Origin of the sequence: Amycolatopsis coloradensis (assembly GCF_037997115.1) — a bacterium.
GTDB lineage: Bacteria > Actinomycetota > Actinomycetes > Mycobacteriales > Pseudonocardiaceae > Amycolatopsis > Amycolatopsis coloradensis_A.
Genome location: NZ_CP150484.1, coordinates 166,045 through 190,898, shown reverse-complemented (window position 1 = coordinate 190,898; position 24,854 = coordinate 166,045). Strand labels below are relative to the sequence as shown.

The following is a 24,854-nucleotide window of genomic DNA, read 5'->3' as shown; positions in this document are numbered from 1 at the left end:
TCTTTCATCGCAAATTTCGCGATGAAAGACTCCTTCATGGCACGCGCGTCAGGTCCCCCTGATCTCGTTCAGGTAGTTGTAGATCGTGTACCGCGTGACGTCGAGTTCCCCGGCGAGGTGGTCCACGGAGTCCTTGATGAGAAAGAACCCCGCCTCGTCCAGTTCCCGGACCACGGCCGCCTTGTGCCGCTTCTTCATCAGGTCCACCGGGATCCCTGCCTTCGCCACGGCGCGCCCGACCAGGAACCGCTGCAGGCTGTCGACGTCCGGCGGGAACGTCTCGGGTTCGTGCCCGTCGGCCTTCGGCGCGCCGTCGGACAGCCGGTTGACACACAGGCAGCCGATCGCGACCCCGTCGGCGTCTCGCAGGAACAGCGTCGAGGAGCGGATCGCCCGGCCGTCGGGGCCGTGCGTCTCGTAATTCGTCAGGTCCTGCGTGGTGCCGCGACGGACAAGGCCCAGCAGCAGATCCGTCATCGGCCCGCCGACCGTCCGGCCGGTGAGGTCACCCGCGATGGCGACGATCGAGTCCGGCAGCCTGCTCAGGTCGTGCAGCAGGACTTCGTTGCCCGGCCCCAGCATCGCCGCGAGCGCGTGCACCGCCGGGACGAGCGCAGTGAGCAGATCTCCCGAAGCCGCCGAAGCGACAACCGGCGCTTCGAACACCGTGACCGGCTTCTTCAGCCGCTCCAGCGCCGTCCGCACCTGTTCCGCCGCGCTCGCCGGAGTCGACGCGTGCGGCGACAGCCGGACGTGTTCCGGCCGCACGGTCGCGGCGATCCCGGCGTTCGCCAGCGCGGAACCCACCTGTTCGGCCGCGTGCCCCGGCAGCGTGAAGGCGAGGATCCCCGCCCGCCGGTCGACGGCCGAAACCACTTCCCCGCCAGCGGATTTCACGGCCTCTTCGAGCTCGGCGACCCGTTCGGCGATCCGTCCGGCGATGGCTCCGACGCCCGCTTCCTCGACCAGTTCCAGCGCGGCCGCGAACGCGCCCGAGGTGATCGGGCTCAGGTTCGAGATGGACCACGAGGCCGCGGTGTCGTCGGCCGGATGGATCTCGTCGTCGAACAGTCCCGGATCGCGGGCGCCGGTCCAGCCGGACAGGATCGGTTCCATCCGCTCCAGCGCACGGTCGGACAGCACGGCGAAACCGGTGCCCCAGCCCGCCCGCAGCCACTTCTGCCCGCCGACGACGAGCACGTCCGCGACCTCCCATGGCGCCTCGGTCACCCCGAAGCCCTGGATGCCGTCGACCACGAGCAGCCGGTCGCCGACCACCTCCCGGATCGCCGCCAGATCGGCGCGGTACCCGGTGCGGAAGTCGACCGCGCTCACGCTGACCAGCGACATGTCCGGCGTCAGCGCCGCCTTGACCGCGTCCGCGGTGACGTTCCCCAGCGGCAGCCGCCGCACGGTCAGCCGTCCCGCCTGTTCGGCCCGCGCCCACGGGTAGGTGTTGGCCGGGAACTCCGCCGCCGACACCAGCGCCTCGCCGCCGGGCGCGTTGAACGCCGCCTGGAACAACCCGAGACTGGTGTGCGGCAGCAGCACCGTGTGGTCGGTGTCGCTGCCGGAAAGCCGCGCGGCGGCGGCCTTGGCCCTGGTCTCCTGCCGCATCAGGTCGTCCACAGTGGACGGACCGGCCTTGGTCGAGGCGTCGAGCAGGCTCGCCGTCGTGTCGAGCACGGCGTGCGACGGCGGGCCGAACCGCGCGAAGTCGAGGTAGCCTGCCGGTTCGTCGAACTGCAGCAGGTACCGCGGGGAGATCCGCGTCATGCGAGGACCCGTGCCAGGAACTGCTTGGTCCGCTCGTGCTTCGGCGAACTCAGGATCTCCCCCGGCGGCCCGGTCTCGACGACCATGCCGTCGGCCATGAACACCACCTCGTCCGCGGCTTCGGCCGCGAACCCCATCTCGTGCGTCACCACGACCATCGTCATCCCCTCCGCGGCCAACGTACCCATCACCGCCAGTACCTCGCCCACGAGTTCCGGGTCGAGCGCCGACGTCGGCTCGTCGAACAGCATCAGCTTCGGTTTCATCGCCAACGACCGGGCGATCGCGACCCGCTGCTGCTGCCCGCCCGACAGCTGCGCCGGGTAGGCCTCGGCCCGGTGCGCGAGGCCGACCCTGTCGAGCAGTTCGAGCGCCTGGACGCGCGCTTCCTCGGGGTTCAGACCGAGCACGCGCACCGGCCCTTCGACGACGTTCTGCAGCGCCGTCCGGTGGCCGAACAGGTTGAACCGCTGGAACACCATGCCGATGTCGCGCCGCTGCCGGGCGACCTCGCGTTCCTTCAGTTCGTACAGCTTTCCGTTGCGCAGCCGGAAACCGATCGGCTCGCCGTCGACCCAGACCTGCCCGGCGTCGATCGTCTCCAGATGGTTGACACAGCGCAGGAAGGTGCTCTTCCCCGCACCCGACGGGCCGAGCAGGCAGACCACCTGTCCTTTGTGGACTTCGAGGTCGATCCCGCCCAGCACCTCGGTGTGGCCGTAGCTCTTGCGGACGCCGACGGCTTTGAGCAGCGGCTCAGACACGTTCACTCCTCACCAGCGGAGCGGTGCGCAACGCCTTGGCGGCACGGGAGAACGCGCTCCTCGATCGGTCTTCGGAGTCGAAGGCGCGCTCCAGATAGTGCTGCCCGACCCCGGCGACGGTCACCACGACCATGTACCAGACGGCGGCGGCCAGCAGCGTCTCCATCACCAGCAGGTTGTTGGACGAGATGTTGTTGGCGGCGTGGATCAGCTCGGTCACGCCGATCACCGACGCCATCGACGTCCCCTTGAGCATGTTGATGAAGTCGTTGCCGGTCGGCGGGATGATCACCCGCATCGCCTGCGGCAGCACCACGCGGCGCAGTGTCGCGCCCGGCGACATCCCGATCGACTTCGCCGCCTCGGTCTGCCCACTGTCGACACTGTTCAGCCCGGCGCGGACGATCTCCGCCATGTACGCGCTTTCGTTGAGCGCCAAGCCCAGCAGTGCGGCGGTGAACGCCGTGATCAGCACGTTGGTCTGCTCGTGCAGGAGGTAGCCGCCGAACGGCAACGGGATCGAGATGAACTCGAACACCAGCGCCAGGTTGTACCAGATCAGGATCTGCAGCAGCACCGGAAGCCCGCGGAACAGCCAGATGTAGCCTGCCGCGAACCAGCGCGCCACCGGATTCGCCGAGCGGCGCATCAGGGCGATCACGATGCCGATGACGATCGCCGATCCCTGCGCGATCACCGCCAGCAACACGGTGTTGAGCAGGCCGACCGCCATCACCCGGTACCACAAAAATTCCGGGACGGAATCCCACTGGATCTGCGCGTTCGCGAGCGCGATCCCGAGCAGCACCAGCAGCGCGAGGATGACGACGGCGCTGACCCAGCGGCCCCAGTGCCTCAGCCGGACGATCGGCAGCGGCTCAGCTTCCGCCATTGAGCTTCGCCTCCTTGACCGCGCCCTGCTCGACGCCCCAGGCCTGCAGGATCTTGCCGTAGCCGCCGTCGGCGATCAGGGACTGCAGCGCCTTCTGGATCGACTCCGCGAGCGGCTTGTTCTCCTTGTTGACGCCGATCCCGTACGGCCCGCCGTTGATCGGCTCGCCGGGGACGACCTCGAAGAACTTGCCCTCACCCGCGGTCCGCGAGATGTAGACCGCGCTGGGCAGGTCGTTGAGGATGGCGGCGACCCGGCCGGTGCGGAGCTGGTTCTGGTTCTGCGTGTCGGAATCGGTCGCGGTCACGGTCAGCGCGGGCTTGCCCGCCTGCGTGCACTTGCCGTTCTGCTCTTCGGCGAACTTCTGGTGGCTCGTCCCCTGCACCACCGCGACGTTCTTGCCGCACAACGTGTCCGGGCCGGAGATCTGATCGGGGTTGCCCTTGCGGACCATGATCGTGATGCCCGAGGAGAAGTAGTCGACGAAATCGATCTGCGCCTGGCGGGTCTTGGTGTCGTTCATCGCGGCCATTGTGAGGTCGACGCGGCCGGACTGGAGGCTGGTGATCAGCGAGCCGAACGCCATGTCCTGATGGTGCACGGTGACGCCCAGCTTCTTGCCGATGGCCTTGGCGAGGTCGACCTCGTAGCCGATCGGTGTCTTGCCGTCGGCGGCGTAGAAGTTGTTGGGCGCGGACTGCAGGTTCGAGGCCAGGTGCAGCATTCCGGCCTGCGCGTACTTCGCGGGCAGGGTGCCGGCGACGGCGGCGTCCTTCTGGACGGACTCGATCAGCGCGGTCGTGTCCGGGATCGCGGCGGGTGCGCCCGGGGCGGCGGGTTCCTGTCCGCCGGCTCCGTCGGGCCCGCCTCCGCAGGCCGCGGTGACGAGCGCGGCCAGGCCGGTGAGCACGGCCAGGCGCCAGGTTCGGGTGAGGGTGAGCGGCGTCGACGGCATGACGGACCTCCACAGGGGCTTCAGGTGGTCGCCGACGCTACAACTGGCTGTTGAAGAGGTCAACTGCCAGTTGAAATCCTGTCCGGTGGATGTCCGTTTCGCGCGTGAAGGCCCCTTCACGCGCCCTTCCGCGGGTCATGAGTTGTTGAGACCTGCGCCCTTACCCGGCTGAGGTACATGAAGGCCCCCTTCATGTACTGGGGAAGGTGCGAAGGTCGAGTTTCCTCGGCTGAGCCGAGGGAAGGGGCCTTCACGCGCAGCCACTGTGACTGCTGATGCAGATGGGGCACACGTGACGGTGACCAAGGTAGCGAAGGCCTCCTTCCCTACCCTGAAGGTAGTGAAGGAGGCCTTCACGGACCCGGCCCCGGGAACGAACCGCGGCCGGAATCCACGGAGATACCTAAGAAACCCTGACCTTCACGCGAGTCAGCTCAGACCGCGACGTAGTTCCCCGACAGGATGATCAGGACCTGCACGGTGATGCCGGTGCCGTAGTAGTCCTTGGCGTTCGGCGACCAGGTGGTGATCGACGTCCACAGCTTGTCGAGCCAGGCCTGACTGCCCGGGTCGTTCATCGCCGCGATGGCGAACGACGCGGTGAAGCAGGGGTGCTGCCCCGTCTCGTTCGGCAGCTTGGAGCCGGACAGCGTGTAGCCGGTGGTGATCTTGGCCGGATTGCCGCCGGTGTTCTGCTGGATCCAGGTGTTCATCTTCCGCACCTGCCCCTGCGCCGGGCTGCCCGAGACGGTGATCCCGTCGACACCGAGCCGCCACGGGTCACGGCATGCGTTGTAGCCGTAGTGCGGGTCGTGGTCCTCGAGGAAGCCGTCCGGAGCGGGCTTCGGCGTGGCGTTGGTGTTGACGACGAAGTCCGGGATCAGACCGGTCTTCGGCGCGTACTGCTGCTGCAGCTGCGTGACCGCCTTCTCCTGCCGGGTCCGGACCTGGCCCCAGAAGGAGTCGCCGGTCGCCTTCTCGAACGCGCGGAGGTGACCCGGCATCCAGTCCGAGGAACGCGAGCTGTTGATGTACTTGCCACTGTCGGCCCAGTCCGCCAGCCGCATGAACTTGGTGTCGGGGTTGACCTCGCTGCGCTTGATCGCCTTGATGATCCGCAGCGCTTCGGCCTTGTAGTTGACCGAACCCCCACTGCCCCAAACCTTGTCGGCGAGGAGCAGGCCGTACGCGATCTCGAGGTCGCCGTCGGTCGCCGCGTCACTGCCGTTGACGCTCTGGCAGCTCTCGTCCTGCTCGGCGGCGTGCAGATCCTTGTCGATCACGGACGGGTGCGCCTTGACGAACTTCAGGATGCCGTCGAAGACCGTGCGCGCCTGCGAGTCCTTGCCCGCCATCATCGCCGCGATGGTCATCCCGTAGCCCTGGCCCTCGGCCACGAAGGCATGGTCTGCGTCCGGCGCCTTGACCGCGTACGTGCCCGCTCCGCACTTGGTGGTCAGGAAGTTCTTCTTCCAGTAGTCGTAGTACTTGGCGAGTGCCGCGTCCTGCGCCGACTGGGCCACGGACGGGCGCAGAACCCCTGGCAGGTAAGGGGTCCCCTGAGTGGTCACCGCGGCGGCGGGGGTGGTCGTGGCGACCAGCCCGGCGGTCAGCGCGGCTGCGGCCAGCACTGTCCGAACGGTCTTTCTCATCGGCTCCTCCGGAAACGTCGTTGATGGCGGCGGCGCGTTTCGAGAGTGACAGCCGGGTCGGGCAAAAACAAGAGAGTTAAGAAAGTTTCCTTACTATTACCTCAAAGGACGCCTGTGTGACGCGTGCCTTAGCGTTGACGGCATGACGATCGACCTGAGCGCGCGCGGCGAGTCCTTCCGGGACTTCTGGACCGAACGGCACCTCGCCACCCTGACCACGGTCCGCCCCGACGGGACCCCGCACGTCGTGGCGGTGGGGGTCACGGTGGACTTCGAGGCCGGGATCGCCAGGGTGATCACGTTCCGCTCGTCCAAGAAGGCCCGTCTGATCAAGGAAGCGGGCGAACAGGGCATTCCGGTCGCCGCCTGCCAGATCGACGGGCCCCGATGGTCCACTTTGGAGGGGCGCGCCGTGCTGCGCGAAGACCCGGAGTCGGTGCGCGACGCCGAAAACCGCTACGCCGCGCGCTACCGGCAGCCCAAGCCGAACCCGGAACGCGTGGTCGTCGAGATCACCGTGACCCGGGTCCTCGGCAACGCCTGACGGGGGCTGAAGGGGACTTTCCCCTCGTCTCACGCGGCGAAGGGCGCTTTCACCACATCACATGCGGGGAAAGTTCCCTTCAGCCCAGCATGACCAGCCGGGTGTATTCGTCGAGGATTTCACCGAGGTCAGTGAAGCCACCCGCCGAGGCCACCTGCTGATACCCGACCAGCATCGCCAGTCCGAGCGAGGTCACGACCTCGGCGCGGCGCCGGTCGGGGATCAGTTCGGCCACCACCTTCCCGACCGTCTTGACCCGGGCGTCGTCGACGCGTTTCTGCGCCACGCGAACGGTTTCGTCGTTCGCCGCCCAGGCGCGGATGGCCGCCTCCGCACGATGCCGGAGGCCGCGCGTCAGGCTCATCAGCGCGGCGAAGTCCGCCTCGGGGCCGCCGGAACCGAAGTCCAGTTCCCGCAGGATCCGCACCTGCCGCTGCGCCCAGAATTCGAGCAGCGCGCCGACGAAACCGGGCCAGCCGCCGAAATGGTGATAGAAGGATCCGCTGGTGACGCCGAGGCGTTTGCCGAGCGCGCCGACGTTGAGCCCGGCGAACCCCGACTCGGCGAGGATGTCCAGCGCCGCGTCGAAGTACTTCTCGCGGCTGACGATCGACGGCATCAGACGGCGCGCTCCCGCCCCTCCCAGTACGGGCGCCGCAGGGTGCGTTTGAGGATCTTGCCGGTCGCGTTGCGCGGCAACGCCTCCACGATCTCGACCGTACGCGGGCATTTGTAATGCGCCAGCCGTTCCCGGCAGTACTCGACGAGTTCGCCGACGTCGACTCGCTGCCCGGGCGCGGGCGCGACGACCGCCTTGATCTGTTCTCCCCAGCGCTCGTCGGGGATACCGATGACGGCGACCTCCCCGATCGCGGGATGTTCGGCGATGACCCGTTCCACTTCGGGCGAGTAGACGTTCTCGCCACCGGTGATGATCATGTCCTTGACGCGGTCCTCGATGAAGACGAAGCCTCCGTCGTCGACTCTGCCGACGTCGCCGCTGCGGACCCAGCCGTCGACGATCGTTTCAGCGGTCGCCTGGGGTTTGCCCAGATAGCCCGCCATCGCCTGGTCGGTGCGGAACCACAGCTCACCCGGCGTCCCCGGTTCGGCGTCTTCGAGGGTCGCCGGGTCGACGACCCGCATCCGGACCGCGGGCAGCACCGTGCCCGCCGACGCCAGCCGCTCCGGCCGGGTGGTATCGCGATGTGCCTCCGGATCGAGCGCCGTCACCACTCCCGACAGTTCGGTCATGCCGTAGACCTGCACGAACCTGGTGTCCGGCCAGGCCGCGAGCGCCTTCCGCAGCAACGGGAGTGGCATCGGCGACGCGCCGTAACCCAGGTACTTCAACCGCGAGAACGCGGCGACGGCCTGCTCCCCCGCCTCCATGATCCCGGCGACCACGGCGGGCACCAGGAACGCGTGCGTCACACCTTCGGCCAGCGCGCCAAGCAGGGACTCGCCGTCGGGTTCGCGCGTCATCGTCGTCGGCTGCCCGTAATGGAAACCGATGATGGCGTAACAACTCCCGCCCACGTGGAACAGCGGCATCGCGACCAGGTTGCGATCGCCTTCCCCCATCGGGAACCGCGCGCCGGCGTTGCGGCTGTGCGCCAGCAGGTTCCGGTGCGTCAGTACGGCGCCCTTGGGGAAACCGGTGGTACCGCTGGTGTAGATGATCAGCGCGCCGTCGTGTTCACCGACCTCGGGTGACAGTCCCGCGGGCTCCGCCTCGGCGAGGAAGTCTTCGTACTGGTCGTCCTCTCCGCCGACGACGATCACGCGCTCGACCGACGGCAGCCGATGGCGCAGCGCCTCGACGGCGGCCAGCGATTCCGGACCGGCGAAGACGATCCGCGCGCCACTGTCGCCGAGCACGTACGCCAGTTCCTCCGGGGCGAGGCGCCAGTTGACGACCGCGTTCGCCACCCCGAGCGAGGACGCGCCGAAGGTCACCTCCAGGCAGGCAGGCGTGTTCTTGTCGACGAAGGCGACCCTGTCACCCCTGCCGAGCCCGGCGGCCGCGAGCGCACCGGCGACCCGCCTCGTCCGCTCGTCGAGCTCGGCCCAGGTGAGCCTCCGCTCCTGGAACGAGAGGGCTTCACGCTCGGGGATCGTCTTCGCCCAATACGCGGAAAGTTCACCGAGTACCCGAACATCCGGACGCGCGTCGTCGGGCATGCCGGACCCCTTTCGCCTGGTCAGAGTCACCATAGAGAGGTCTATGGTGACTCTGGGACCGGCAGGCGTCAAGCCACGAACAGGCTCAGCAGCCCTTCGACCGAGCGCACGATCACCCGGGCGGCCGCGCGTTCGGCGTGCGCGGCGTCGGCCCGTTCCGCCTCATGCCGCCACCGGACGAGCGCGCTCTCCGCACCCGCGTGGATCTCGGCCGGATCCGCGTCCGGTTCGAGACCGAGCCGCTCGGTGGGCGCGAGTCCCTGCGCGCCGAGCAAGCGGACGGCCTCCTCGGCGACCTCTCCGGTCAACGCCGTGCGGCCACCGCGGATACCGGCGATGAGCCGGAGTTCCCGGAAGTCGTGCGCCGCCGCGGCGAAACGCTCGACACGCGCGGCGAGCCGGTCGCCGTGCGGAAGTGGTTCCGCGGCGAGAAGACCTTCCAGCCGCACTACCGCCGTGCGCGCCTTCAACGCCTCGGCCCGCGCGACGAAGCAACCGGCGAGCGTGTCCCTCAGGTCGCCGAGACCGCTGCGGTGCACGAGTTCCGCCGAGAGTTTCAGCCTGCTCTCGCAACCGGTGCGGATCAGGGTGAGCGCCAGCCGGACCCCGTAGAGCCCGAACCGTGACACCAGGTGCTTCCTCGATCCCGGCGGGACCCCCACCGGGAACGGATCGTCCACAAAGGAATCCACGGACAGGAGATACCGCTCCAGTTCCGGCCGGGAGACCGACGCCAGCGCGCGCAGCACCTCGAATTCGTCGTCCCGCAGCGCACGCCCCGCGTAACCCAGCTGCCCGGCGACCGCGATGACTCCCTGGAATCCCGCGCAGTCCGGGTTCTCGCGCCAGGCCCGCCGCGCCAGCTGTTTCGCGGTGAGCAAGGCGTCGATCCGGCCCGCGCCGACCTCGTCCGCCCTTCCGAGCACCAGTACGGAGTTCACCGCCGTCTGCCGGGCGAACGCCGAACCGCCCACCGGCCGGGTGCCCGCGAGTTCGTCGGGTTCCAGATGGCGCACCAGGCGCACCGTCGCGTCGACGTGTTCGGCGGGTGCCGGGGTGTCGGACAACTCGATTTCGCGCAGGGCCCGCGTCGGCCATTCCGCGAGCGCGGAGACCAAAGTGGACTTTCCGGTTCCCGGCGTGCCGGTGAAGCCGACACGCAGCGGTTCTTCCAGGCGCTCCAGGCATTCCCGCAGCATCGACACCGCGTGCGGGCGATCCCGGTAGTGCGCCGCCGCTTCGTTCAGGAGTTCCCGGACGTCCAAGGCGGTGTTCACGCCGAAAGCTCCCGGCGCGGCGTGGCGCCGGTGCCGAGCGCCCCCGCCTTCCGGTGCAGGGCGGCGAGGCGGTCGATCTCCTTCTTGACCCGCTGAGTGCGCCGGTCCCGTTCGGCGGATCCGGCGATGATCAGTTCCCGTTGCCGCGTCAGCTCTTCCGAGAGCTGGTCGGACACCGCGGCGAAATGGTCGCGCAGGCGCCGCTGCACCTGACGGACCTCGTCCTTGATCTCCTTGCTGAACCGGATGAACACGTCGTCGACGTGGCGCTGCGCGGCGGCCTTCGCCAGCGCCTGACGTCGCTGCAAGCGTGTGCCGCCTTCGTCGCGCACGCTCTTGGTCGCGAACGCGACACCGGCGCCGAGCGACACCGGGTTGATCAGCGGCAGCCCGGCGAGACTGGTGACGAGGCCGAACATCAGCACGCCGCCGTAGGAACCACGCAAGCCGGTGAAGAGTTTCTGCCCGATCTTGAACCGCTCGATCCTGGGTGCGCCGACCTCGGGGATCGAGTCCACTCCGGACCCGGTCAGCGGTAGTTCCGGCGCTTGGCCGTAGTGCGACCCGAAGGTCGACGCGACCGCTTGCGCGATCCACTCCGACCGGTCGGAGACCCAGTTGTAGTTCGTCTCGACGGCCTCCGCGAGGTTCTCTTCCAGCCAGGTCTGGAAATCCGGCCAGATCTGCACGGGATCGCCTTCGTCGAAGGTGCGGTCGATATGCCGCACGATCATCCGTGTCCGCTCGCGCAGGTCGTACTCGGCGTCGGAGAGCAGGTCGGTGATCTCGTCCGACAACATGTTCTGCCAGCGGACGTTCTGCCGCCGTAGTTCCTCCGCGCGCCGTTGTGCCTGGTGCAGCAGCGTGACCTGGTCGACCCCGTTGTCCTGCGAGACCGCGTTGAGCCGCGTCTGCAGTGTCTCGACCAGCTCGACCGCCGCCGCGCGCACGCTCACCGCGGCGGCGAGCGCACGAGTGCGTTCGATCGGGCGTGCGGCCTGCTCCCCCACCCAGTTCAGCAGTTCCGGGAAACCGGACCGTCCGTTGAGGACGGCGTCACCGGCCTTCGCGGCGGCCTGGCGCACCGTCGCGGACACCGGGAAGACGTCGGCGACGACACCGGTCTCCGACAGCGCGGCGCGATTGCGGGCGGCGAGTTCCCGCCAGTCCGGGCTCACGTCGATCTTGGTCAGCGCCAGCACCAGCGCCGGGCACCAGGTGCGGATATGCCTAGCCAGCGCGAGTTCCGCCGGCTGGAGTTCCTGTGTCGCGTCGGAGACGAGGATCACCGCGTGTGCGTCGGCGAGGACGTCGAGGGTGGCGGCAGTGCGCGGCGATCGGGGATCCCCTATCGCCGGGGTGTCCACCAGCACCAGTCCCGTGCCGAGCAGTTCGCGCGGCAGACCGACTTCGACCCGGCGCAGGGAACCGGGCGGCCGGACTTCGAGTTCCTTGGCCAGGTCACCGACCGGCACGCTTTCCCTGGCATGCCCGACCAGGGTCGCGGCGGGATCGGCGGCGTAGCCGATCTCCGTGGGAACGGCGGGCGTACTCGCGTCCCCGACCGCGCAGACCGGCGCGTTCACCAGCGCGTTGAGCAGGTAACCCTTGCCCTGCTTGGGAAAACCGACCACCGCGATCCGGGTGCCCGGCGCTCGCTCGTCTCGTCTGCGCCGGAGGCGTTCGGCCAGGTCGGCGCGGCCGTGGGCGGCACAGGCGTCCAAGGTCTCGTTGAGCACGTCGAGCCAGGCGGGGGCTGTCACGGGGATGCAGTGTTCCCTTAACCAAGCGCGGAATCAATGTGGCATGGGCCAACAACGCCGTGCGGGCCCCGCGACCTGGTGCGGTCGCGGCGAGGATCACCCGCCGCCGTCCCAGCCAGTCGCTGNACAGCTATCTGGCGCAGAGCGAGATCGTCGCCCGCGGGATGGACCCGTACTCCCTTGGTGCGGTCGCGGGGCCCTGACACAAAGCTGAAAGATGTTCGTATCAGCCGATGTGGATGTCGTTGTTCGACGCGATGTCGCCGGTGCCGATGTTGACGTCGCCGATGTTGCCGATGGTGTTGGTGACCTCGGAAACCGTGTCGTGGACCTCGGTGACACCCGCGTGGTTCGCGACGTTGGCGACCTCGTTGGCCACGTTGCCCGCGACCTCGCCGGTCACGTCGCCGTGGTGGTTGGCGACGTCACCGTAGTTGTTCGCGATGTCGTGCACCTTGGTGGTGACGTCGGCGACGTCGACGTGACCGATGGTGCTGGTCAGGTCGCCCACCTCGGACAGGAAGTCCGGCGCACCGCCCGCGACACCGTCGGTGCGCGGCAGGTCGCTGCTCAGGTCGCCGACGGCCGGCACCGAGTCGACGGCCGGAACCTGGACGGCGTCCACGGCCGGGACCTCGGGGACCAGGCCGGTCGCGGTGTCGACGGCGCCGTTGGCGAGGTCGCCGGCCTGGCCGATGGACGCGGCGTCGAGGCCACGCGAAAGGTCACCGGTCAGGCCGAAGCTGCCGACGGTGTTCTGCGCGAGGGCGGTCACGCCGGCGGCGGCGTTCGACACGTCGGTCACGTCGGAGACGGCCGGGACGGCGGGCAGGCCCGGGACGTCGACCGGCAGGTCGCCCACGGCGGGCACGGCCGGGACGGCGGGCAGGCCCAGCTCCGGCAGACCCGGCACCGCCGGGACACCCGGGAGACCGGCCTCGGGCAGGCCCGGGAGGGCGTCGGCACCGGGGACGGCGACCGGCAGGCCGGCGGTCAGCGCGGTGAGCTGGTCGATCGCGCCCTGGACGCCGTCGGCGCACTCGCCGTCGGTGCCGTTGACGGCGTTCGTGACGCCACCGAAGCCCGCCAGGTTGTCGGCGGTGGCCGCGGTGTTCCCGGTGAGGTCGGTGGCGGTGCCGACCGGGACGAAGTCGAGCACCAGCGGAACGACCTCGTGCACGTCGGCGGCGTTGATGTCACCGAGGCCGGCATCGGCCAGCACCTGCTGCGGGTCGTTGGCGAACGCCGCGCGGGCCGCGGTGTCGTTCAGCAGGTTCAGCGTGAAGTCGTGCAGGGTCTGGACGGAACCCATGAAAGGACTCTCCTGGAGGTCTAGGTCGGTGGGGCTGGCACAGCGGCCGGAGGGCACGGCTGAGCGCAGGTCACCGAAGTTAGTGAGCCGGTGCCACTGGGCACATCGGGGATCACTCCTGGTCGTCGCTCACTCAGCCAATAGGGGATCGGTATGACATCGTTAGGGCGTTAGGGGCTTAACCGAGACGCACTCGGTTGGGTTTAATGCCAACCCTCACCCGGATGGGTAAAGCCGTTCAGGTGAGTGGCCCTATTTGGTCCTTAGGGGCTGGTCAAGCGAAGGAGGATGCTCGTTGCCCTACGTCCTCGGCATCGATATCGCCTCGACCCGCACCACCGCCGCCACCTGCGTGGACTCCGGCGACGGCTGGGGCTTGCCCGAGCCGTCGTGGCTCGGCGCGCGCGGCCCGGCGGCGGCGTCCGCGGTGTTCCTCGACGACGACGGCTACCTGCTCACCGGGGACGCCGCGGTCGAGGCGGGCCGGTCCGCGCCCGCCCGGCTGCTCACCGGGTTCCACGAACGGGTCGGCGACGACGTCCCCGTGATCGTCGGCGGTGAACGGTTCCCGCCCGAATCCCTCAGCGCGGTCCTCGTGGACGCCGCGGTGGATCAAGCGGCCGAACGCTTCGGCGAGAAACCGCGCCACATCGTGCTCACGCACCCCGTCGGCTGGGGTTCGTTCCGCCGGGACCTGCTGCGCCGGGCGCTGGCCGAGGCCGGATTCCCCCGTGCCGCGCTGGTGGCGGCGCCTGTCGCCGCCCTGCACGCGTACCTCGCCCCGCACGGCGACGTCACCGCCGGTGTCTGCGAATTCGGCCCGGACGGCGCGGTGGTCACGATCGCCGCCGCCGGGGTGAACGGCTGGCAGCCGGTCAAAACGGTGGAAGGCGTCGAGCCCGGTGAGGCCGTCGGCAAGGTCTTCGAACTCGCGCACGGCGCCGGGATCCCGCCCCAAGCGCTGGCAGGCATCGTGCTCTGCGGCGAGTCCCCGCCGGTTCCCGGCCGGACCCCGTGCCCCCTCTTCGCGTCGAGCGACCCGGTGCTGACGGTGGCGACCGGGGCGGCCAACATCGCCGCGCGACGTGACGTTCCTCAACCCGGCGGCGCCGGATCGAACGCCGTCGCCACCATCGAAACCACCCTGCTTCCCCGGGTCGACGTGCCCGAAGAACTCACCGAGCGACCCGAGCGGCCGCCGGTGGACATCACACCGTTCCCCTTGCCAGAACGCACCGGGGCGGCGAAACTGCTCAGCCGGCGCAAGCCTCTCGTCGCCGGAGCCGCGGCCGTGGTGCTGGCCGCGTCCACCCTGCTGCTCACCCTGACCACTCGAGAAGCCACCGCGGACAAGGGTCCCGAAGCCCCTCCCACCACTTCGAGCTCGTGCGCGCCGCCCACCCCCGGTGCCACGCCGTCCACCCCCGAAGGTCGCTGTTGAACGCACTGCTCGACAAGCCCGGCATCATCCATCCGGGTGCCCGGCGCCTGCTCGACGAGGTGACCACCGCCCCGGAACTCCCGGTGCGGGTCACCGTCGTCGCCCCCGGCGGGCACGGCAAGACCCATCTGCTCGGCCAGCTCGGACGTCACTACGCGGACGCGGGGGTCGAAGCGCTGCTGGTCGACGACGCCGACCAGCTCGACGACGACGAGATCGCGAAGATCAAGGCCCAGGCCGAAGAAACCACGGCACCCGTGGTGCTGGCGTTCCGGCCGGCGGCGCGGACGACGACCCTGCGCGTCCTCGCCGATTCCTTCGGCAGGTCGGTGGCGTTGGGCGCGTTCGGCGTCGACGACGTCCGGCGGCTCGTCGAGCACGCCGGAGGTGACGTGGCCATGGCGGAAGACGTCCACGCCAGGACCGGCGGTGTCCCGGGATTCGTGCTCCGCGCGGTCACCGGCAGGCTCGCGGACTTCCGCGGTGAGCTGGAGCAGCTGGACGACGACGTGCACCGCTACCTGATCGCGGCGGAGGCGGGCGCGGGCCGCAATCTCGATCTGCTGGCGGCGTTGCTGAACTGCGATCGCGAGGGGCTGCCCGAGGTCTTCGACAGTGCCAGGGCGACCGGTCTGCTCGGCGAGGACGACGTGCTGCTGCCGATCGCCGCCGAAGCCATCCGGACCTGGGGGTCGCCAGGGCGGCGACTGACGGTGCTACAGCGGCTGGTGGAACTCCAGCTGCGGGACGGGCTTCCGGTGCTGGAGCTCGCTCGTTCCCTGTTGGGGACGGGAAGTTCGGGCGCGAGCGCGGCGGCGGCCTTCGAGGCGGCCGCCCGTGAGGCGATGTCCGACGACACGAAACTCGCGGCGCGGTTCTACGAAGCCGCGTCCGAGGCCGGTGGGCGCGGCGCGGCGCTCACCGTCGGCTGGGCGCACGCCGCGGCGCTGGCCGGTGACCTCGACACCGCGCTCCGGCTCGGCGACGGCATGCTCGGCAGCACATCGGATACGGACGCCAGGGCCGCGGGCGCCGAAGTGGCGGCGACCGTGCTGGCGCATCGCGGCGAACTCGCGCACAGTGCGGAGCTGTACCAATGGTCCGGCCGGGCGGGCTCGAAGGCGTTCGCCGCGATCGCGTTGCTGGGCACCGGAAATCTCGAAGCCGCCCGAGGCGCGCTGGAGACTCCCGAAGTCCCGACCCTGTTCGCGGGCGCCGCTTCACGGATGGCGCGGGCGGTCACCGATTCGGTGTCCGGCTGCGGCGCGGAGACGCTGTCGGCCCTGCTGGGCGCGGCCTCGATGCTGGAGTCGGCGGGCGCGCCGGCGCCGCTCCCGGACAGCCCGGCGGCCCTCGCGGCGTTGGTGGGCCTGCATTCCGGCGAACTCGCGCTGGCCGAGTCGGTGCTGAGACGCGCGGTAGACGGGCGGATCGGCGGTGATCTGCTCGCGAAACGGCACCGGCTGCTGCTCGGCTGGGTCGCGATGACCGCGGGCGACCTCAAGACGGCCGCCGAGGCGCTGATGCCGCCGGACGGTCTCGAAGCACGAGACGAATTCTTCGCCGCCACCCTGCAGTTGGGGCTGGCGCGGCGAGCGAGCGATCTTCCCGGTCTGCAACGCTCCTGGGACCGGGCGTACCAGGCTTCGATGCGGCAGCAGCCGGACCTGTATTCGTTACTTCCACTGGGAGAACTCGCGATCGCGGCCGCTCGTGGCGGCGCGGGCGCCAAACTGGCAGGCCAGCTGGAACGGGCGCACTCCGTACTCGACGCGCTCGGCAACCCTCCACTGTGGACAGCCACCCTGCGCTGGCATGAACTCCACGCCGCCATCACCGTCGAAGATCACGCGTCGGCGGGCGAACATCTGGCCGCGCTCAACGACTTCGCGTCCTGCGGCCGCTATCCGGCCGCACTCGCCGCCGCCGCGACCGGCTGGCTCGCCGTCCTGACCGGAACCGTCGATCCCGAGGCGATCACCGCGTCCTCTTCGGAACTGCACGAACTCGGGCTCTGCTGGGACGCTTCCCGGCTGGCCGGGCAGGCGGCGATCCGGACCTCGGACCGGAAGGCGATGGTCCAGCTGCTCGAAGCGGCGCGGCAGTTCCAAGGGCGCGCTCCGGAGCCCGCCGCGCCCACCGGGCTGAGCGCGCTGAGTGAACGGGAGCTGGAGGTCGCCCGGCTGGTCGTCGACGGGCTGACGTACAAGCAGGCCGGGAGCAAACTGTTCATCTCGGGGAAGACCGTGGAGCACCACATGGCGCGGATCCGGGGGAAACTCGGCGCCGGGGACCGGCGCGAGCTGCTGGCCATGCTGCGGGAGTTGCTCCCCGCCGGCGAGGGCTGAGCGGGTTCGGGCCTGCCTATCGCTCCGCGAGGTAGGCGTCCTCCGCGGCGTAGTCGAACATCGGCGCGAAATAGTCGTGGTCGAAGCCAGCCGGGAGCCGATCGGTGGAGCCCAGCCAGTCCAGCTCGGCGGTCACGGTGGCGGCGTAGTCGCCGACCGGCCGGTAGCCCAGTCGCCCGGCCGCGGACATGTCCAGCCGGATACCCGGTAGACGGTCCCAGGGGTGCCGGCCGAGTCCGGCGGGGGCGTGGTCGTCGAGGAGCACTTCCTCCCACCGATGGCCGAGGTGTTTCGCGACGGTTCTCGAGATGTCCAGGACGTCGGGTGCGTCCGGGTCCGCGGCATTGAGGACACGCCTGCCCGGGTTTTCCGCGGCGGTTTCGATCAGCGCGGCGATGTTCCCGGCCGCGCTCGGATGGTCGACGCCGCGGCCACCGCGGGACAGGAGAAGGACTTCGCGCCGGTCGGCCACGCGTTTGACGAACACCCATTCGCCGGGCTTGGCCGACCCCTCTCCATGGACTTTGGACGGTCGCAGAACGGTGACCGGGTATCCGCTGTCGAGCAAGACTTGTTCCGCGGCCACCTTGTTGGCGCCGTAGCCGTCGCGAGTGCGGTAGTCGACATCCTCGCGTGGGGCCATGGTGGGCTGCGACTCGCGGATCGGCCCGTCGAAAACCGGCGCGACGGCCGAGTTCACGTGGTTGCCCGCCGAGTCGACGTACACGGCTTTGCTGGAGATCATCACCGTGGACCCCACATCGTCCAGCAGCGGCAGCAGATCACGGGCGTGTGCGGCGGTGAAGCACAGACAGTCGACCACCAGATCCGCTCCCGCACCGAGCGCCGCCGCGAGGCTGCCGGGTTCGCCGCGGTCCCCGGCGACGAACCGGCCACCCGCGACCGTGATGTCCTCGGGCATGCGCGAGGAGTCCCGGCCGGCAACGGTCACCCCCCAACCGGCGGCCAGCAACCGGCGTGCCGTGGCGCGACCGATCAGCCCGGTCCCACCGAGAACGACCGCGTGCGACATCGATCAACGATAACGCCCTTCGTCCGCTGAGGGTTGCTAGACAGGACGGGTGAACGCCTTCTACCACCTGTGCTTCGTCGTTCGAGATATCGGACAGGCGACCGAAGACCTCACCCGTACTCTCGGCGTGGCCTGGAGTCCTGTCCGTGCGAGCACCCTCGGGGATTGGGACTACGACATCGTGTTCTCGACCGACGGGCCACCGTTCTTCGAGGTGATCCAAGGACCAGCAGGCAGTCCGTGGGATGCGACCGGCGGTTCCCGCTTCGACCACATCGGCTACTGGTCCAAGGACGTCATGGCGGACAAACAGCGCCTGGCGGATCGAGGCGCGCCGATCGAGTTCGACTCCTGCCCTTACGGTCGTTCCTTCACCTACCACCGGCTCGACAGCATCGGGGCCAGGATCGAGCTGGTCGATCTCGCGGTCCAGCCGGGATTTCGCGAGGCCTGGGCCCCGGACGCAGCGACGATGCCACCCCTCGACCTGGGCGACCCGTGACGGTCAGCCCAGCACCGTGCCCGAGTTCGCGGCGTTTCGGTCGCGCTTACGAGAGAACGCACCCAGGTCGATCTCCAGGCCGGTGCGCGGGGCCCGGAACCGGACGGGCGAGGCGTCGTGGTCGACGCCGTTCTCGGCCTGGTTGATCAGCTCTGTCATCAGCTGCCCCACGACCGGCGCGTTCTTGAACTGGTTGCCACTCGTTCCGATCGCGAGGTAGAAACCGTCGAGCTCGGTGCGGTCGTAGATCGGAGTCCAATCGTCGGCGACGTCATAGACTCCCACCACGCCGCGCGCCCGGTTGGGCACCGCCAGGTCGGGCAGCCGCCGCGCGGCCCGCGTCACCTGGGCCTCGAAGACCGCGGCCGTCGGTTGGATGTCGACGGCGTCCGGGTCGTCGGTCCACTGCATCGGATCACACGCCGGTTCCGTTCCACCGACGAGCAGGCCCGCTCCTCCTTCACCGCGGAAGTAGGTGCCCAGATCCATGTCCGCCACCACGGGCCCTGCACAGCCCTCCGGGGCAGGCACGTGCGCTACTCCCTGCCTCATCGGTCGCACACCGACCGTGAAATCGGAACCCACGCCTGCCAAGCGATTCACCGCGCCCGACCACGGACCGGCCGCGTTGACCACGACGGCACAGGGAATCCGCCTGCCTTCTCCACCGCTGTCACCGTGCCGCGGAAGCCGAACTCCGCCCCGCATGCCGAGGCCGCGGAGGCGAGGTTCACGGCAGCGAGGCCCGGGTCCGAGACGTAACCGGCGTCCGGGGTGTACACGCCACCGAGCGAGTGTTTCGCGTCCTCCCAGAATTCCTCTTCGTCGAGCCGCTTCGGCGGCCAATAGCGGCCGGCGTCGATACCTGGAACGCGCTCGGCCAAGGTCGCGCTGTCCCATTCCTCGTAGGGAACCCCGATCTCATCGAACAACGGAAGCCACGATGTACGCGGAGCCGCCTCGACGTCCAGCATGACCAGCCCGCTCTTGCGGAACATCGCGAGGTCGCCGACATCGTTCCCGAGGTGGCCTGCCCGGTCGAGCCAGCCGAAATGCGCCTCCCACGCCGTCGCCACCCCGGCGGTGGTGGAGAAATTGAACCGGACGATCGCACTCGATGCCGAGGTCGACCCCTGTCCGGCCCCTGCGGCCCGATCGAGCGTGAGGACCCGGTACCCCGACCGCGCGAGCTCAAGGGCGATCGACGAACCGATCACCCCTGCCCCGATCAGGACCACATCGGCAATCAGGCGCTTACCGGGCACGGCAGGTCCTGAGGTAACTGAGGAACGAAGTCTGCAGGCCGGTCACATGCGTTTCGCGCAGGACCGCGCTGGTGACGGCTCCGCCGCGTGAGGTGAGGCGGTGCAGGACGGTGGCCGTGTTCTTCGTGAGGCTCTGGTAAATGGCCAGGTCCCCGAGCAGCTCACGCTCGTTGAGGGTCACGTGCAGCTGGGCGGCATGGTGCCTGTCACCCATCTCTTGGAGTTGGGCGAAGATCTGGCTGTCTTCACTGGCGACGCCGGGGCTGCCCGCTCCGATGCTCTCGAAGAGCGTGCAACCGGTGAGCCAGGTGTAGAGGCTGAACAGGCCGCCGTAGGAGTAGCCGAAAAGGCCGTGACCGCTCGTGGCCGTGCCGTAGTCGCGTTCGATCCGCGGGTGCAGTTCCGCGGTGAGGAAGCGCAGGAACGCGTCGGCGTGGGTGTCGCGCAATTCGGCGAGATAGGCATCGGATTCCTCGCGGGTCCTCGCGCCCATTCGAACTCCCATCTCCACGGCGTCGACGAGTTCCTTGGCGATGGGCTCGCCGGGTGGCACGAGGTCCCTGTTGCGCAGCCGATCCCAGTGCTGTGCTTCCTCGCCCGCGTAGCCGACGCTGACCTGGATGTAGGGCTGGATCCGCTGCATGGGGTCCGCCTGGGTGATGATGAGCGGAGCCGTCATGCCCACGGCCCAGTTGCCGTCGAGCACATACACGGCAGGCGTTCGCGTCGTGGCGGGGTCGTAACCCGGTGGTGTGGTGACCCAGACGCCGTAGTCGTGCCCACCGCTGGAGCGCATCTCGAAGTAGTCGGTGCCGGCGAGACAGCCGTGCCACATAGTGCTCATCGAAGGTCCTTCACGACTCGGCCGGACAGGCCGAGGATCTCGGCGTTGGTCTTGGTGGCCGCCACGAGAGCTTCCATCGGTGTTTCGAGCTTTGCGCGCAGCCTGAGCTCCTCACCTCGACGGTGCTGAGCCGGACCGATGAGATCGGAACCCAGCCCGATCCGTACTCCGGCCTCCTTGGCGACAGCGAGCGCCTCGGTCATCCGCTCGCGAACACCCAGCACTCGATCGCGGGTCGATTCGTCGAGGCCGGCGCCAGCGGTGTCGTGCAGCAGTTGCTCGACGACGGCGAACGTGGGCACGAGGGCGACGTCGTGAGTGGCCATCAGGGTGGCCGTGGACTCGTCGAGGTCGGTGCCGTGTTCGACACAGCGCACGCCGGCCTCGACCGCGTTCCGGATGCCGTCGTTGTTGTGGGCGTGAACGGTCACGTAGGTGCCCCGCGCCGCGGATTCCTGGACGGCGACGGCGATCTCCTCGACGGTGAATTGGGTGTCGGACAGCCGGTCGTGCGCCCCGACCACTCCGCCGGTCACGCAGAGTTTCAGGAAGGAGGCTCCGCGACGGAACGCTTCGCGCACGTTGTGCCGCAGCTCGTCCGCGTTGCCCGACATCATGGACAGGGCGCACAGACCCGGAACGTGATGGCTGCTCCACAGCTCGGTGGGTTCCCAGTCGGCTCCGTAGTAGCCGTGCCCACCGATCTGGCACTGAACCGGTCCGCAGGACAGGACGCGTGGCCCCCTGACCTTGCCCTTCGCGATCGTGGTGACGACGCCGCCGTCGATCCCGCCGGTATCCCGAACGGTGGTGAACCCGGAATCGAGCGCCGCGCCGGCTGTGGCGAAGATGTCCGCCGCGAGCTCGGCGGCGCTCATCCGAAACGAGAACTGCGGCTGGATCGGGCTCGACAAGCCCAAATGGACGTGAGCGTCGATCAGGCCGGGCGTCATCGTCAGGCCTCCGGCGTCCAGGCGCTCGCCGTGGGCGCCGGAGGCACCGACGTGGCGATATGCCCGTCTTCAATGCTGACGTCGACGTCGGCTGGGTCGCGACCCGATCCGTCGAGGACCGCCGCGCCGACCACCTGAACACGTCCCACGAGTCGTTCCCTCCGCCGTTGCGAGCCGGCTGCGACCATGTGTGACGCGACACGGCACCGTCAACGCTTCTTTTCCAATGGATAAACCGTGGGAGTGATCTTGTCAAGCGCGGAACACAAGGGCGACGCACGCGAGCGTCTCCTGGCTCGGCTTCTCGACGCCTTCGACGAGGCGCTTCCCGCGCCGGAGGTGTCGCTCCGTGAGATCGCCGCCAGGGCCGGGACCAGCCACGCCCTCCTGCGATACCACTTCGGGTCGCTCCCGGGCGTGTTGGCAGCCATGCTCAAGGCACAGCGATCTCGTGACAACGAGGTGCTTTTCGATGCCGCCCAGCAGGGCACCTTCGACGACTTCGTCGTGGCGATCTGGCGGGCCTACACCCGTCCGGAGCAGCTGTCGCGTGTCCGCGGCTTCTTCCACGTCGTAGGTCTGGCCGCGTACAGCCCAGAGGACTTTCGTGAGTTCATCGACTCGCTCGACGACCTGACCAAGATGCTGGCCTCGCTCGCGGAACGCGAAGGACTCGACGCCGAGGAAGCGCTGACCTTGGCCACCGTCACCATTGCCGCGATGCGTGGCCTTCTCCTCCAGGAGGTCTTGACTCCGGCAGGCCACGCGGAGGCCGCGGTCGCTTTGATCCTGCGCATGGGCAAGGGCCGATCCGTCCCACGGACATGTCCTGGGCCTTGAGCCGGGCGTGTGATTCCCGCACCGCCGCGCGGCGTCGATCCCGATCTGCTTACGTGGCGATCCGGCCGGGGGAAATGCTTGCGCGACTCATCGGAATGACCTGCTCGGTCGTTGCTCGGCACCACCGGCGTCCGGCAGCACAACGGCCCGCGTTCCGGGCAAGTGGCCATCAAGCAAATCGAGCAGGAATCGTCGGGCTGTTCACCGCTACTCGTGGCGGAATATCGAGGATGACGCCGGCGGACTCACCGACCAGGCACTCGACCTCGCCGACCCCGGCCTCACACCTGTTTCCCGATCTACGTTCTATGCGCTTTGGGACAGCAGCACCGACAAGTGAAGCTCCCGGGGCAGGCAGGTGAGTGCCTTTCAGATGAGGCCACACCCGTGCGGCCGGCAGGGAATACCATCCGGCCGTCAGCGACCGTCATGGTGACTCCGTCGAAGCTCCACCACTGCAGCTTGTCCTCTTCGCCAAGCCAGAGGAGTTCTCCGCCGGCGTCGACGTACGGTGCCAGGGCTCGCCAGAGATGTACGTCGTCCCCCGCAGAGCGCGTTCCGCCGATCAATTCGACGCCGTAGATCTCGCCGTCGGGTTCCGTCATTGCCTCGTACCGGAAGGCTCGCACCATCTCGATCAAGGACTGCGCAGACCGGATCTCGGCGGAATCGGTGAACGCCCAGTGTGGTCGTCGGCCGAAGGTCCCGTCCGGATATTCGACCCGGGACCACCCGCTCTTGAGGTCGTCGCGCTGCTTCAGCGCACGTATCGCACTCAGTGCGAGGGCTGTCCGGGCAGGGGGATGACCCCCTCCCCCTTGATGAGTCGGACGTTGTAGCCCACTCACCCATTCTGCACTCGCATCAGGTGTCAGGGTGCGGATGCCTGGCACCAAACCAGATCGGGATTGCGGCCTGGCCAAAGAAAGCCGAACGGCCTGAACCTTGTTCGGCATGAGAGTGCGACGGTGCGCGTGATGGACGGCAGACTCATCCGCGCCTGGGGCGCGGAAGTGGCCGGGAGCGGGACATGCTCCCGGCCACCGATCCGCTACTCGGGCAGGGTGTTGGTCCACTCGGCCTTGATCCTGGCGCCGGCGGGGTCGGCCACCTTGTACACCGCCCCGTCCATGGTGACGAAGACCGACGTCCCGTTCACCCGTCCGGTCGCCGGATCGACGACGAGCCGCTCGCCCGTGGGCAGCGACAGGCCCTGCCCGCCCGGCACCGCGCCGAGGTTTTCGACACCTGGATAGTCGGCGATCACGCGGAAGGCCGTGGCCCGGACCTCCGGTGTGGCCGGCAGCGTGGACACCAGTGAGATCAACGACTGGAAGGCGGCTTGTTCCCGGTCGCTCGCGGTGAGCTTGCCCGCGCTCGTCCTGGCGTCACTGCGCTCGAGGGCCTCGGCGATCCAGGCCTTCAACGCGTCCGGGTCCGTCGGCAGGGCACGCAACTGCTCGAGGGTCAGATCGACGGCGACCAGCGAGAACGGGGTGGCCGAAAGCGCCTTTATCGGCGTGACCTTGCCTCCCGTCTTCGCTCCCCTCATCCACGACTGACCGTCCGGCTTGGTCCAGTACTCATACCCACTCGAAGCAGCAGCGCCGTCCGCCTCGGTCACCTTCACGTGCCAGTAGCTGCCGGCCCCCTCGGGGGAACGCTCAGCGGCGGTGGCGGCCGCGAGCAGGATCTCCTGCCCACTGACCGTTCGCACCGGCGGACCGTCGACCGGTGCGGCCGGCATGGCCGCGATCGCCACGGCGGCAGCGGCGGCCGCCGTGAGTCTGGCTCCAGCGACCAGCCATCCGGTCCGCCGCCGGGAAGTCCGGCCACCGCGAATCCGGTTCTGGAGCCGGTGCCGGCTGCGGTCGACCACGTCCTGGGACGGCTCGTCCAGGGCCAGCGCGGCGCGCAGCGTCTGCAGGTCATTCATCGAGTGCCTCCGGGGTGAGGATGAAGTTGAGCTTCTTGCGTGCACGGTTGAGCCGGGAACCGACCGTGCCGGAGGAGATACCGAGCGCCGCGGCCACTTCCTCGTACCCGAGCTGGCCGAGCGCCACGAGCAGCAGCACGTCCCGTTCCCCGGCGGACAGCCGCGACAGCGCGTTCGCGAGCTGAGGAAGCAGCCGCCGGGCGGCCACCGACGCGACCACCCTGCTCTCGTGCCCCTCGACCGCTGGTGCGACGCTCACCCGTGCCAGCGCCCGATAGTGGCGAGCCTCCCTGCGGCGGTGCCTGGCCACCAGATTCGTGGCGATGCCGAACAGCCAGACCCGCACCTCACCGCGTTCGGCGTCGAACGTGCCGCGCCGGTCGAACGCGACGAGGAACGTCTCCGCGGCGATGTCCTCCGCGGTCTGCGCGTCCAGCCGTCCGGCCACATACCGGTAGATGGCCGCGAAGTAGCGATCGTGCACTTCGGTGAACAGTTCCGGGTCCTGCGGCAACCGGGCGGCCAGGTCGGCATCGGTCACCTGCTCGCCCGTTCCCGCTGTCATGTGCCCGC

Annotated in this window: 21 protein-coding genes and 1 pseudogene; 5 read left to right on the top strand and 17 right to left on the bottom strand. The window is 69.1% G+C overall.

Translation table 11 applies throughout. The features are described from left to right. Positions 1-48 precede the first annotated feature (48 nt). From LCL61_RS00685 to LCL61_RS00665, 5 genes are all read right to left on the bottom strand, one after another. On the bottom strand, positions 49-1,776 hold the full coding sequence (locus LCL61_RS00685; RefSeq protein ID WP_340685037.1) for an aminotransferase class V-fold PLP-dependent enzyme: 1,728 nt from the start codon (positions 1,774-1,776) through the stop codon (positions 49-51). Then, positions 1,773-2,540 carry an amino acid ABC transporter ATP-binding protein gene (locus LCL61_RS00680; protein ID WP_340685036.1) on the bottom strand — a complete coding sequence of 256 codons (768 nt, stop codon included), beginning with the start codon at positions 2,538-2,540 and terminating at the stop codon, positions 1,773-1,775. Before LCL61_RS00680 ends, LCL61_RS00685 begins: the two co-directional genes overlap by 4 nt. Then, entirely contained in the window at positions 2,533-3,432 is a 900-nt protein-coding gene (locus LCL61_RS00675; protein ID WP_340685035.1) for an amino acid ABC transporter permease, read from the bottom strand. The genes LCL61_RS00680 and LCL61_RS00675 overlap by 8 nt, the downstream gene beginning before the upstream one ends. Beyond that, entirely contained in the window at positions 3,419-4,387 is a 969-nt protein-coding gene (locus LCL61_RS00670; RefSeq protein WP_340685034.1) for an ABC transporter substrate-binding protein, read from the bottom strand. Before LCL61_RS00670 ends, LCL61_RS00675 begins: the two co-directional genes overlap by 14 nt. A 434-nt stretch (positions 4,388-4,821) precedes the next feature. After that, the gene (locus LCL61_RS00665; protein WP_340685033.1) at positions 4,822-6,039 is read right to left on the bottom strand and encodes a glycosyl hydrolase family 8; all 1,218 of its coding nucleotides are present in this window, start codon (positions 6,037-6,039) and stop codon (positions 4,822-4,824) included. Positions 6,040-6,181: 142 nt separating this feature from the next. On the opposite strand from LCL61_RS00665, the gene LCL61_RS00660 reads away from it, so the two are divergent. Next, on the top strand, positions 6,182-6,583 hold the full coding sequence (locus tag LCL61_RS00660) for a PPOX class F420-dependent oxidoreductase (RefSeq protein ID WP_034320079.1): 402 nt from the start codon (positions 6,182-6,184) through the stop codon (positions 6,581-6,583). A 79-nt stretch (positions 6,584-6,662) separates the two neighbouring features. On the opposite strand, the gene LCL61_RS00655 is transcribed toward LCL61_RS00660, so the two are convergent. The 5 genes from LCL61_RS00655 to LCL61_RS00635 form a co-directional block, all read right to left on the bottom strand. Beyond that, positions 6,663-7,202: a TetR/AcrR family transcriptional regulator gene (locus LCL61_RS00655; RefSeq protein WP_340685032.1), complete on the bottom strand. Its 540-nt coding sequence runs from the start codon at positions 7,200-7,202 to the stop codon at positions 6,663-6,665. Then, a complete protein-coding gene (locus tag LCL61_RS00650) occupies positions 7,202-8,767 on the bottom strand; it encodes a long-chain-fatty-acid--CoA ligase (protein WP_340685031.1) in 1,566 nt (521 codons plus the stop codon). Before LCL61_RS00650 ends, LCL61_RS00655 begins: the two co-directional genes overlap by 1 nt. A gap of 68 nt (positions 8,768-8,835) precedes the next feature. Next, a complete protein-coding gene (locus LCL61_RS00645; RefSeq protein ID WP_340685030.1) occupies positions 8,836-10,044 on the bottom strand; it encodes a GTPase in 1,209 nt (402 codons plus the stop codon). Next, on the bottom strand, positions 10,041-11,807 hold the full coding sequence (locus tag LCL61_RS00640) for a dynamin family protein (protein WP_340685029.1): 1,767 nt from the start codon (positions 11,805-11,807) through the stop codon (positions 10,041-10,043). Before LCL61_RS00640 ends, LCL61_RS00645 begins: the two co-directional genes overlap by 4 nt. 226 nt (positions 11,808-12,033) lie before the next feature. After that, positions 12,034-13,119, bottom strand: a complete 1,086-nt coding sequence (locus tag LCL61_RS00635) for an IniB N-terminal domain-containing protein (protein WP_340685028.1) — start codon at positions 13,117-13,119, stop codon at positions 12,034-12,036. 295 nt (positions 13,120-13,414) lie between these two features. On the opposite strand from LCL61_RS00635, the gene LCL61_RS00630 reads away from it, so the two are divergent. Both LCL61_RS00630 and LCL61_RS00625 read left to right on the top strand, forming a co-directional pair. Continuing rightward, entirely contained in the window at positions 13,415-14,560 is a 1,146-nt protein-coding gene (locus LCL61_RS00630) for a molecular chaperone DnaK (RefSeq protein ID WP_340685027.1), read from the top strand. Next, positions 14,557-16,908, top strand: coding sequence for a helix-turn-helix transcriptional regulator (locus tag LCL61_RS00625; RefSeq protein ID WP_340685026.1), 2,352 nt, complete (start codon positions 14,557-14,559; stop codon positions 16,906-16,908). Before LCL61_RS00630 ends, LCL61_RS00625 begins: the two co-directional genes overlap by 4 nt. Before the next feature lie 16 nt (positions 16,909-16,924). Here LCL61_RS00625 and LCL61_RS00620 read toward each other — a convergent pair whose 3' ends face one another. Next, positions 16,925-17,941 (bottom strand): NAD-dependent epimerase/dehydratase family protein, encoded by a 1,017-nt coding sequence (locus LCL61_RS00620; RefSeq protein WP_340685025.1) that lies wholly within the window; start codon positions 17,939-17,941, stop codon positions 16,925-16,927. Between the two features lie 49 nt (positions 17,942-17,990). Here LCL61_RS00620 and LCL61_RS00615 point away from each other — a divergent pair, with 49 nt between their 5' ends. Continuing rightward, positions 17,991-18,443, top strand: coding sequence for a VOC family protein (locus LCL61_RS00615; RefSeq protein WP_340685024.1), 453 nt, complete (start codon positions 17,991-17,993; stop codon positions 18,441-18,443). Positions 18,444-18,446: 3 nt separating this feature from the next. Here LCL61_RS00615 and LCL61_RS00610 read toward each other — a convergent pair. From LCL61_RS00610 to LCL61_RS00595, 4 genes and pseudogenes are all read right to left on the bottom strand, one after another. Then, positions 18,447-19,660, bottom strand: a pseudogene (locus LCL61_RS00610) (NAD(P)/FAD-dependent oxidoreductase). Positions 19,661-19,697: 37 nt separating this feature from the next. Continuing rightward, positions 19,698-20,552: an alpha/beta hydrolase gene (locus tag LCL61_RS00605; RefSeq protein ID WP_340685023.1), complete on the bottom strand. Its 855-nt coding sequence runs from the start codon at positions 20,550-20,552 to the stop codon at positions 19,698-19,700. Then, a complete protein-coding gene (locus tag LCL61_RS00600) occupies positions 20,549-21,505 on the bottom strand; it encodes an amidohydrolase family protein (RefSeq protein ID WP_340685022.1) in 957 nt (318 codons plus the stop codon). The genes LCL61_RS00605 and LCL61_RS00600 overlap by 4 nt, the downstream gene beginning before the upstream one ends. Positions 21,506-21,507: 2 nt before the next feature. Then, the gene (locus LCL61_RS00595) at positions 21,508-21,654 is read right to left on the bottom strand and encodes a hypothetical protein (protein WP_340685021.1); all 147 of its coding nucleotides are present in this window, start codon (positions 21,652-21,654) and stop codon (positions 21,508-21,510) included. Between the two features lie 94 nt (positions 21,655-21,748). Here LCL61_RS00595 and LCL61_RS00590 point away from each other — a divergent pair, with 94 nt between their 5' ends. Then, on the top strand, positions 21,749-22,345 hold the full coding sequence (locus LCL61_RS00590; protein WP_340688454.1) for a TetR/AcrR family transcriptional regulator: 597 nt from the start codon (positions 21,749-21,751) through the stop codon (positions 22,343-22,345). 1,051 nt (positions 22,346-23,396) lie between these two features. On the opposite strand, the gene LCL61_RS00585 is transcribed toward LCL61_RS00590, so the two are convergent. Both LCL61_RS00585 and LCL61_RS00580 read right to left on the bottom strand, forming a co-directional pair. Then, positions 23,397-24,281: a CU044_5270 family protein gene (locus tag LCL61_RS00585; protein ID WP_340685020.1), complete on the bottom strand. Its 885-nt coding sequence runs from the start codon at positions 24,279-24,281 to the stop codon at positions 23,397-23,399. Beyond that, positions 24,274-24,846 (bottom strand): RNA polymerase sigma factor, encoded by a 573-nt coding sequence (locus LCL61_RS00580; RefSeq protein ID WP_340685019.1) that lies wholly within the window; start codon positions 24,844-24,846, stop codon positions 24,274-24,276. The genes LCL61_RS00585 and LCL61_RS00580 overlap by 8 nt, the downstream gene beginning before the upstream one ends. Positions 24,847-24,854 lie beyond the last annotated feature (8 nt).

Excerpts from the sequence above, each read along its gene's own strand:
- LCL61_RS00685 (WP_340685037.1), bottom strand. The coding sequence starts at position 1,776 with ATGACGCGGATCTCCCCGCGGTACCTGCTGCAGTTCGACGAACCGGCA.
- LCL61_RS00675 (WP_340685035.1), bottom strand. The coding sequence starts at position 3,432 with ATGGCGGAAGCTGAGCCGCTGCCGATCGTCCGGCTGAGGCACTGGGGC.
- LCL61_RS00670 (WP_340685034.1), bottom strand. The coding sequence starts at position 4,387 with ATGCCGTCGACGCCGCTCACCCTCACCCGAACCTGGCGCCTGGCCGTG.
- LCL61_RS00665 (WP_340685033.1), bottom strand. The coding sequence starts at position 6,039 with ATGAGAAAGACCGTTCGGACAGTGCTGGCCGCAGCCGCGCTGACCGCC.
- LCL61_RS00660 (WP_034320079.1), top strand. The coding sequence starts at position 6,182 with ATGACGATCGACCTGAGCGCGCGCGGCGAGTCCTTCCGGGACTTCTGG.
- LCL61_RS00655 (WP_340685032.1), bottom strand. The coding sequence starts at position 7,202 with ATGCCGTCGATCGTCAGCCGCGAGAAGTACTTCGACGCGGCGCTGGAC.
- LCL61_RS00650 (WP_340685031.1), bottom strand. The coding sequence starts at position 8,767 with ATGCCCGACGACGCGCGTCCGGATGTTCGGGTACTCGGTGAACTTTCC.
- LCL61_RS00635 (WP_340685028.1), bottom strand. The coding sequence starts at position 13,119 with ATGGGTTCCGTCCAGACCCTGCACGACTTCACGCTGAACCTGCTGAAC.
- LCL61_RS00620 (WP_340685025.1), bottom strand. The coding sequence starts at position 17,941 with ATGTCGCACGCGGTCGTTCTCGGTGGGACCGGGCTGATCGGTCGCGCC.
- LCL61_RS00605 (WP_340685023.1), bottom strand. The coding sequence starts at position 20,552 with ATGAGCACTATGTGGCACGGCTGTCTCGCCGGCACCGACTACTTCGAG.
- LCL61_RS00600 (WP_340685022.1), bottom strand. The coding sequence starts at position 21,505 with ATGACGCCCGGCCTGATCGACGCTCACGTCCATTTGGGCTTGTCGAGC.
- LCL61_RS00585 (WP_340685020.1), bottom strand. The coding sequence starts at position 24,281 with ATGAATGACCTGCAGACGCTGCGCGCCGCGCTGGCCCTGGACGAGCCG.
- LCL61_RS00580 (WP_340685019.1), bottom strand. The coding sequence starts at position 24,846 with ATGACAGCGGGAACGGGCGAGCAGGTGACCGATGCCGACCTGGCCGCC.